The organism is Bradyrhizobium sp. NAS96.2, from assembly GCF_001908235.1.
Classification (GTDB): Bacteria; Pseudomonadota; Alphaproteobacteria; order Rhizobiales; family Xanthobacteraceae; genus Bradyrhizobium.
The window spans coordinates 1-8,332 of record NZ_LGHK01000130.1 but is presented as its reverse complement, the minus strand read 5'-3'; the positions used below and the strand labels follow the sequence as shown (position 1 = coordinate 8,332).

The window sequence follows — 8,332 nt, the reverse complement described above, 5'->3', positions numbered from 1 at the left end:
GGCCGGCAACGCTGCGTGGCGTCGATGCAAGGACCTTGTTACGGCAGAGAAAGGCAGCTTGAGCGAGCAGTGCGTGAAGAATAGGAGAGCGCAAGATAAAAGCACTGTCGCCTGATGGCGCGCAAGCCGTTGTCTGCACATCCAAGATTTATTGCTAGCGGTAGGCATGGTGTCGCTACAAACTGCCAAACGCCCTGTCTCGCTGAAGAATAATATCGGTATCAGATCGCGGCATGTTCTAAGCCTTGCGATCGCATCGGAAGGGGCGTCGAGATCTTGCCGAGAAATTCCGTGCCGCTCGCAGGCATCGCCGCCGGTTCAAAAGCAGGCCATGGTTTCCTGTCGAACACGTTGATGGCCGGAAACCCAAGTTGCTCCGCCAGTCCCCGAACCGTCCGTTTGGCCGAGAGAAGTCGCACGGCGTGTTGCGCGTTGATGCGCAGGATGAATCTCCCGAGCCTTCGAGGACACGGTGGGCGCATGCATCGCGGAAGGGCCAAGACTGAGGCCTCACGCTAAGGTCCAACGCGGTCATGTCTTCGGAACAGAGACTGCCCTCCGTTTTCACCGAGGTGCAACTTTCGTAAATTGCGGTTGCGCCTTGGCCGATGGAGCACCGCCACCGTTTATCCAAACCTCGGGTCTTTGCAGTTGTTTGAAGGTGAGAACTCGGCTGGCTCCCGTTCCTTGCCCAGAGCTTTCCGCCCGCGCACCGTGGATTGCCCTTGAAGTGAGCATTACGTTCGCAAAAGTATCGGTCGATAGCCTCGTCAATCGATCCATAGTTGCTATTGTGAATGATGGCCCGGGCCAGGCCGCTGAAGACCGGCTCGATCACATTGAGAAACTGCGCGCGGGCTGGAAGCGGTGCCGTGTTAATCTGTGGGCCGTTGCTCCCAATGGTGGCGTTGTGGGCATCGATATGTTCGAACAGCCTTTTAGAGACGTGCCAGGAGGCAGCATCCCAAGAAAGATAAAGCTTGGTGCGATCGCGGTACTCTGCGACGAGTGCCTTCAGCACACGGATCATTTCGTCGGTGTCTTCTTCCGGCTGTAGAAATGGGTGACCTGGTTGGATGACAACTCAATGGCGGCGGTGACAATGATTGAGCCCTTCGATTGCTGCCATTGCGCTACAAAGTGTAGTTCGCCGGGACCGATCAGCATGCGTCCAGGTTGTGCCTTGACCGCAAAGGGTCCGAATTCGTCGATCGAAAAGAAGGCCTCCCTAGCCTTAAGATCGGCGAGAATGGAACGGATACGTTGGAACTTCTGCGAGAAGTCGGGATCGTTGGAGGTCAGAACGATCCGTGCCTTGCGCCAGCGATAGCCGGCACCTTTCACGATCGCGCGGATTACATCTTCGCAAGCTGGCTGCCCTTCCTCGCGCATGGCACGCACCAAATCAGCCATTTTCCAGGTTGTACGGTTGGTGCCGAAATTGGCTGTCGGCTGGTGCAGGACGCTGACCAAAGTCTCCTTGACTGGCTCGCTGTCGAATTTGCGATGGGGGTTAATACGAGGGGCAAACAGGCGTTCGGCTCCGCTCTCCTCAAACAGACGAACCGAACGGGCATAGCTTGATCGGCTCTGCTTGAGAATGTGGCAAGCCACGCTTGTCCGCAGGCCACTGTGCGACGCGACTACTGCGAGGGCGCGGCGCCGCTCGGCGGGGCGGCCATTTCTGAGCTTCTCGAGTAGGATCTTGAGGTCGGGATGACTTTCAAGGGAAGCCGGCAGATCTTGTTCGCTCAGGGGGGCACCGCCCGAGTAGACTCAACAACCTGCCTGGGTCGGGAGAGCCTCTCAATTGGTTATGGCGGGCCAAGATCGCTGTGATGGTTGATTCTGCGGGCACTCCGGCGCAGCCCGTTGATCGAAGATGGACTGCAATTTTTCGCCCGCCCCAGGTTTGGTGGTCGCGGCGCACGGTTAGAACGGCCACTTCGATAGGGGCCGGACAGCGATGGGGCGTGTGGTGCGGCGGCCCGACTGGCTCTCTAGGCCTCTCGCGCCGGCTATCCGATATCGTTCGAGCGTTCGGACGCTCAGGCCCGGTAGCCGCCCCCCCTTAGTGAACCTTGCCGAGGTGCGGCACGAGCTGAACGTCTCTCGCATCTTCGCGGGCGATCTGGCGGGCGGCGTCGACGGCAAAGCCCAGAGCCCCGTTAATCGATGACAGCGGAATTATGATCGTGCACTGCGTGTCCCACGCTGCATCAGCGGTGACGCTGACATGGAGTCGGATGAGGCCGCCCCGAAACGCACGGTCATATTCCGTGCGCTGATACTCACGCCGTTTCTCGTCGCGAGATCGTCAAACCGCTGGATTGCAGATTCAAGATGATGTCGCAGACGGAAACACCCTCTGCATCTGGCGGAAGCCGTGAGGATCCTGATCGTTCTGATCGGACCGCATGGTAAAGTGGTGCCGTCGCTTGCCCACCACCACACTGTCAGGAGGCCTTTCTCCGAGATGAGGGTGCGAGCAGTAGCTTATCTGGTGTCACGTTCAGAGCTTTTGCGATTTTCGCCAGGACCACGATTGTCACGTTTCTTTGGCGGCGTTCGACCTGGCTAATGTAGGTCCGATCCACCCCCGCCTCATGGGCTAACTCCTCCTGCGAGAGCTCAGCCGCCTTCCTAAGCGCCCTGACGTTGTCGGCCACCACCCCAATTATTCCTAAATCGCTCTTCCCGGCCGTCATCGGCCCAAAGAACGTCGCAGCAGACTATCGATCCACGGACTATGAGTCCCATTTTCGGCCGCAAATGTTGACTATCGTCTACATAGATAGCGTTATCGAAATGCGCGTTCCGAGGGATAGAAACTTGGCAACCTGCGATACTGCGTTCCACCATGACGGTTCGGCTTCCGAGTGTCCAACCACCGATACGGTGGAAGCGTTTTGGGAGACCGGCGAGGTGGGCCCCTTGGGCCCCACGTCTTACCGCGCAGGCTACCGCGCGCGCACAACGGGAAGCATTCTTTGCAATGTGGAATTTCCTGCGGCGATTGCTGAGGCGGCGATCGTGGCCAATCTCGCGCTTGCGGCAACGATCACGCCGGACGGATACCTTCGATGTACCCTTAGCGGGGTCGCGGACCTGACGTCTAAAGCCGAGCCAATAGACCAACTCATTGCCCAGTCATTCTCAGTCGAAAATCTGAGGCTGGAGGGGATTAGCGCGGCGGATTTGGGTTCGTTGTTAGAACGGCTTGAGCGTTCCGTAGCTCTCCTGCACGAGGTCATTAGGCATCGGTCGGATTAGGTCATAAATCGAATGCCCGAGCATGGTGGAACCTGAGCCACAGCCCGGGGGATGAAGTCGCTTTGTGCCAGTGCCTGAGAGCGGCGATGGTACCCGCTATCATCGGCCACATGGCTAGATGCACAGCGCCAGTAGAAAGCGATCGCTAAGCGAGCGCCGTAGTGGCCTGCCCTGCACGCCGTGACCGCTGTAGCCGCTGCTGCAACAGCTAGGGTCGTCGTACTCGCGACCGTCCTACTCCTCGTTGGTGAGCAGCGGAGTCGGCCGGCGCAGCGGGGGCGGGTCCGGCAACAGCGCAAGGCCGAGACGGTCGCGAGCCGGGGTCGTCCGTGGCGTACACGCCGACCCGCGCCGCCATCCTATTCATGCTGGCCGCGCCCCGCCCGGTCGCAAGTGTTGCGCTCGGCGATGAATGGCAATGCAGCAAGGCTGCGCTCGTAACGACGTGCCGTCTGGCCCCCCAATACGCCGCTCGAAAAACGACCCCGGCGCGGTGGCCGGGGCCCCTCGTCTGCCTAAGAGGCTCGAACGAACGTTTGAAATGCGGCCTCTGACCTTAGCCAGGCGGAAGATAGCCGCCCGGCTTCAGGTCCTTCACCATCGCAAGATTCTTGTCGATCGCCGCCAGCAGCTTGTCGAACGCATTGGCAGGAACGCTGACAGGGCTGGTCGGCTTACCTCCCGAAACAGCTTCCAGTTCGTCGGCTGATAGATCACGAATGCTGCTCATCTTCATCTGCTTTCTCCCGGTTGCCGACGGCTCCATGCCGAACGGTGCGGGATGGATACGAACTCCAAGCGAAGGCCGCTGTGACGTGCGTCACATGGCGCCTTACTCGCCGAGGCACCACCGTTTCCGCTCCCCAGGGGCGGAGCCACGCATTTTTCGCGGCATAGGCAGTGCAGTAATTTCGAGGCTGGGGATTTCAGTGGTCCCGGTTCAGGAAGGAAACGCCGCCGGGCGTGTATTTTTGAGACCGGCGGCGTCTCTAGCGTAGTTGACTTCCAAGGCATGTTTTGTGCCTCTCTATTCTGAACCACGGGTCACGTAGTCAGACGCGTCCGCGGATCGATCTGAGTAACGATTCAGCGCGCAAGCGCTGACCTCACCACCACGCCTGCTTGGCATTGGTGTGGGTGAGGGCTGTCCGCTCGGAGGTCCCGGCGCCATCAACCCACCACTGGCAGCCAGCGTGAGAATAGCGACGGGTCGAGATCGGCCATGCCCCCGTCGCCGGAAGGCGAAGTTCTTCGTCCGTCGATGAATGACCGCAGAGTGCCGCACTCTCAAACAGCGGCAGCGAGCCGAACGCTACAAACGCTGTCTTCGGGTTTCCACGAGTGTCATCCGCGGCGCCAGTGTACCTATCTGACCAGGACGTAGGGCTACGTGCCCGCCAATATCTGTCTGATCAGGACGTGGGCCTGACGAGCGGTTCTGCTGCGCCGCCCTCCCCGCAGCAATGGCCCGGTACTGAGCAGGCGTTTGACCCCGACGCCTACCTTAGATCAGTGGGCAACGATCGCCCTCTAATGTTCGACGATATCCCCTCGTCTGGACCAGATAGCACACGGCAAAGGCCGGGGCAGGAATGGCCCGGAACCGAACAGCGCAACCAACCCCAGGCTCAATATGCCGGGCAAGATTTCGATGAACTGGCGAAACAGTATGGGGGTCAACCCCAAGCCGAAAGCAAGTTGAAGACATTCGGTCGAGAGGCTGCACATGGTGTGCTGCCGGCAGCCGGTGGTATTGCCGGTGCCGGAGCCGGCGTTGCACTGGGTACGGCGGCAGCGCCATTCCTTGGCCCCTTTGCGCCGGCCGGACCAGTCATCGGCGGACTGATCGGCATGATCGGCGGTTCCACGGCAACCGATAAGGCGCAGGCGGTCGCCCTTGACGCTATTGGTTTCTTCGGCTCGACCCAGATAGCCTTATGGGCAACGCGCTTTGTATAGGGCTGCGTTTTCCGGATCAGCGGTGTCAGGCGCTCGCGCAAATTCGCAGCTGACGCCTTGTCGAAGCCATGGTCGACCTTGCCGGCATATATCAGCTCTTGTCCCTTGCGGCGGCCGACATAGATGCCATCCCAATCGTTACCATCGAGCGCAAAGCCCGCGATCGCCAGCGTCTCGCGTTGCGCGCAGGTTTTCTTGACCCAGTCGCGGCTACGTGCGCCGGTCCGGTAGATGCTGTCTGCGACCTTCGATACGACGCCCTCGTAACCCAGCTTGCAGGCGTGCTTGAACATCTCGCGCCCGTCGATGTCGTGAAGCGGCCTCAACCAGAGGGGCCTAACCGGACATCATCTGTGCTACGTCGGGAGGCCGTATTATGAGTACATGCCCTAGCAGGCGGCGCCCCCGAACTATCGGTGCTTTTCAGCCAGCAGTCGGAGAACCCATATTATATTGCCCGCCTCGTCTGTTACTTCCATCCGCCATTCCAGATCCGGCTTCAACGTCCCATCCAGGTCCTGAAGAAGCCTTCCCGCGGTGATCGTGGCCTCCTTCCAGGCGGCGTCATTGTCCGGAAGGTCTTCGCCGTTTTCGTCGGCGTTGCGCACCCCATGGTGGATGTGAAAAAAATACCGCGGCATTTCGGGCGCCCCGTTGGAACGATCGCTCTCGATTGGGGATAATTTGTTACTTCTTCACCCGTTCCAAGCGTAGGATTGGGTGAAGGCCGCGACAGCCTCCCGCCCCTCGAAAGCTGGGAAGGATCTTCAGATGCCGATCGAGATGATGATCCGCAAATTGCGGCAACACTCTGAGTTGCCCGATGCAGACATTGGGGCCCTCCGGTCCATCGTCGCGCCGGTGAAGAATTTGTCGGCAGACGCACCCATCGTTCGTGAGGGAGACGTTAGCACCCAATGCTGCGTAATCCTGAGCGGCTTCGCCTATCGGTCCAAAGTCTCAGAAGACGGCAAGCGGCAGATCTTGTCGTTTCACATCGCGGGCGACATGCCCGATCTTCATGGACTGGTCCTGAAGCGGATGGATCACGACTTGGCGACACTCTCAAAGGCGCAGATTGGACTCATCGATCACGAACAGCTTGAGCGGACGCTCAATACGCGACCGGCCTTGGCGCGGGCGCTCTGGCGCGAATCGCTTCTTGACGCTGCGTTGTTCCGGCAATGGATCGTTAATCTTGGCACGCGATCGGCTTCGGGACGCATGGCCTATTTGATTGCAGAATTGCGCCAGCGGCTTGGAGCGATGGGTATGGTCGCCAACGAACAGTTTGAATTCCCAATCACTCAATCGAAGCTCGCCGACGCCCTTGGACTGAGCGTCGTGCATGTCAATCGTGTCCTGCAAGCATTCCGAACAGAAGGCATCCTCGATTTGAAGCGCCAGGTCGTCACCCTTGGCGACTTCGAAAAGATAGCCCAACTCGGCGGCTTTGACAGTGTTGAGGACAATAGCAGTGGCGCGTAGCGCCAGAGCTTCGAATTAGGATAGGTACCTCTCGGTGTTATGGTTCTGCGAGGACAGCACCTGCAATCGTGGGCGCTTCACTCCTGGACCTCATACTAGAACGCGACACCCTCGGGATCATTGTTTTCCTCGAGATCATTGTTTTCGATCCACGCCTCGGCCGCCTCAATGGTCGCAAACACCCTCAGCTGATCGGGGGCGCCAAACCCGAGTAGATCCAAACTTTCTTCGCATCAGCTCAAATAAATTTGATGACGTCTGCAAGCCTAAGCTTCGCCCCCTTTGGCAGATGCTGCAACAAGTCCCGGGTATCGGCAGCAATCGCATCACGCTCGATTGGGTCGCGTTTAGCGGGAGCTAAATCCTTGTATCCACACGCGGGCGTGTCTTGAGCGTCGCCCTGACTGGTTCACCATAGCAGATGCATCGTGATCGCGCTGGCTCGCTGACCACCGTCGCCATGTTCGTTTTTCGAACCACCCGCGCCTGGTCATCCTGAATCACCGCATCAGCTTAAATAGCTCGAGCACATCGGCAAGCCGGAGCTCGCACCATTGGGCATGTGCTGCAGCAGGATGTGCCGGGTGTCAGCCGCGATGTCGTCACGCTTGAGCGGATCGTGCTCGGCGTGAAACCCCCGCATCTTCGCCGGCGAACTTCCGAGCGACCTCAGCCGGGATTTCGATCGGCTTTTGCATGATCGGCATTAACACGTTCGGGAGCCATCGGAGAAATACGATGCAAGATGGCTTTCGGTTTCATCCCAGCAGTTTGCATCTACTATCACCGCTGCGGCGCCGCTTGTACCGGCTCCTGCACGAGCCGGTCCAGCAACGGATGCAGCGGATGCTGTCCGAGCGTCTTTGGTACCGTTTCGTTGCTAGTCATACGCATGTTTACGTTTTCGGCGGTCGTGAGTGTTGCTGCGATGATCGCGACCGCGACTGCAATCGCGAAGAGAACCAGCGCAGTTCGGTAGTTGGTCATCGGAAATGATCCAACGGAAACCAATTCAACGCCTTTTCGCCGCCCAGCGTTCCTGCCCGAACTGGAACACCGTGCTATTCCGGAATGCACTGGCTAGGTCGATAAGCGTAAAGCAAACTCTGCCAGGGCAGGACCGTTTTCATTGAATGCAGCGGTTTCGAGAATTCCCCTCGGCTTGTAATACTCGGGGGGCGTTCTTGCCTGGTATCGGCGCGGTGAAGCGGCCCCCAGCGCCTGTTCCAACGCGCTGAGGGCCGCTTCTCTGGACCAAGCAGGCGGCTCGATCTCCGGCTTCGTCTTTGTTCACGAATGCCAACGAGAGATTACGCAATTACCAACGATAAAGAGGCCGCTGACTTATAATCCAAAGGAATGCCTCATCTGAGCCGCCATGCGCTGGACGGCATCGGTGTATTGCCCGTGATTGAAGTGCTGGTCGATGACGTACAGAACAAAAATAATGCCAGCGGCGATCAATAATCCCTTCACTCGAAATCCTTTTTAGGTCGATGACAGGACCTCGGGAGCGCGCAGCCATTCGGGCATGCTTGCCCCAGCTTCAGCTTGTCGGGCAAGCTTCTGCGGTGCATCCTTCGCAATACCTGGGGGGAGTGCTGCGGCCTGT

8 protein-coding genes and 1 pseudogene are annotated in these 8,332 nt (G+C 58.9%); 3 read left to right on the top strand and 6 right to left on the bottom strand.

The window, feature by feature from the left end; genetic code table 11:
• The first annotated feature begins 730 nt into the window (after positions 1-730).
• Positions 731-1,057: a hypothetical protein gene (locus tag AC628_RS46010; protein ID WP_349510132.1), complete on the top strand. Its 327-nt coding sequence runs from the start codon at positions 731-733 to the stop codon at positions 1,055-1,057.
• Here AC628_RS46010 and AC628_RS45500 read toward each other — a convergent pair.
• On the bottom strand, positions 1,027-1,614 hold the full coding sequence (locus AC628_RS45500; protein WP_245321312.1) for a hypothetical protein: 588 nt from the start codon (positions 1,612-1,614) through the stop codon (positions 1,027-1,029). The two genes, AC628_RS46010 and AC628_RS45500, sit on opposite strands and share 31 nt — an antisense overlap.
• A gap of 842 nt (positions 1,615-2,456) precedes the next feature.
• Positions 2,457-2,708, bottom strand: coding sequence for a helix-turn-helix domain-containing protein (locus AC628_RS26255; RefSeq protein WP_074129714.1), 252 nt, complete (start codon positions 2,706-2,708; stop codon positions 2,457-2,459).
• On the opposite strand from AC628_RS26255, the gene AC628_RS44240 reads away from it, so the two are divergent.
• A complete protein-coding gene (locus AC628_RS44240) occupies positions 2,659-3,273 on the top strand; it encodes a hypothetical protein (protein ID WP_168193453.1) in 615 nt (204 codons plus the stop codon). The two genes, AC628_RS26255 and AC628_RS44240, sit on opposite strands and share 50 nt — an antisense overlap.
• 556 nt (positions 3,274-3,829) lie before the next feature.
• On the opposite strand, the gene AC628_RS26245 is transcribed toward AC628_RS44240, so the two are convergent.
• From AC628_RS26245 to AC628_RS26235, 3 genes and pseudogenes are all read right to left on the bottom strand, one after another.
• Positions 3,830-4,009, bottom strand: coding sequence for a hypothetical protein (locus AC628_RS26245; RefSeq protein ID WP_143201806.1), 180 nt, complete (start codon positions 4,007-4,009; stop codon positions 3,830-3,832).
• Between the two features lie 1,177 nt (positions 4,010-5,186).
• Positions 5,187-5,543, bottom strand: a pseudogene (locus tag AC628_RS43145) (ATP dependent DNA ligase); the annotation flags it as partial.
• A 99-nt stretch (positions 5,544-5,642) separates the two neighbouring features.
• Positions 5,643-5,873: a DUF6894 family protein gene (locus AC628_RS26235; protein WP_074129711.1), complete on the bottom strand. Its 231-nt coding sequence runs from the start codon at positions 5,871-5,873 to the stop codon at positions 5,643-5,645.
• 130 nt (positions 5,874-6,003) lie between these two features.
• On the opposite strand from AC628_RS26235, the gene AC628_RS26230 reads away from it, so the two are divergent.
• A complete protein-coding gene (locus AC628_RS26230) occupies positions 6,004-6,720 on the top strand; it encodes a Crp/Fnr family transcriptional regulator (protein ID WP_074129715.1) in 717 nt (238 codons plus the stop codon).
• A 783-nt stretch (positions 6,721-7,503) separates the two neighbouring features.
• On the opposite strand, the gene AC628_RS26225 is transcribed toward AC628_RS26230, so the two are convergent.
• Complete coding sequence (locus AC628_RS26225; protein WP_074129710.1) at positions 7,504-7,707, bottom strand: hypothetical protein; 204 nt, start codon at positions 7,705-7,707, stop codon at positions 7,504-7,506.
• Between the last annotated feature and the right edge of the window lie 625 nt (positions 7,708-8,332).

What these genes read in the sequence shown, in the direction of transcription:
- AC628_RS26245 (WP_143201806.1), bottom strand. Translation starts at nt 4,009, where the DNA reads ATGAAGATGAGCAGCATTCGTGATCTATCAGCCGACGAACTGGAAGCT.
- AC628_RS26225 (WP_074129710.1), bottom strand. Translation starts at nt 7,707, where the DNA reads ATGACCAACTACCGAACTGCGCTGGTTCTCTTCGCGATTGCAGTCGCG.
- AC628_RS26255 (WP_074129714.1), bottom strand. Translation starts at nt 2,708, where the DNA reads ATGACGGCCGGGAAGAGCGATTTAGGAATAATTGGGGTGGTGGCCGAC.
- AC628_RS26230 (WP_074129715.1), top strand. Translation starts at nt 6,004, where the DNA reads ATGCCGATCGAGATGATGATCCGCAAATTGCGGCAACACTCTGAGTTG.
- AC628_RS26235 (WP_074129711.1), bottom strand. Translation starts at nt 5,873, where the DNA reads ATGCCGCGGTATTTTTTTCACATCCACCATGGGGTGCGCAACGCCGAC.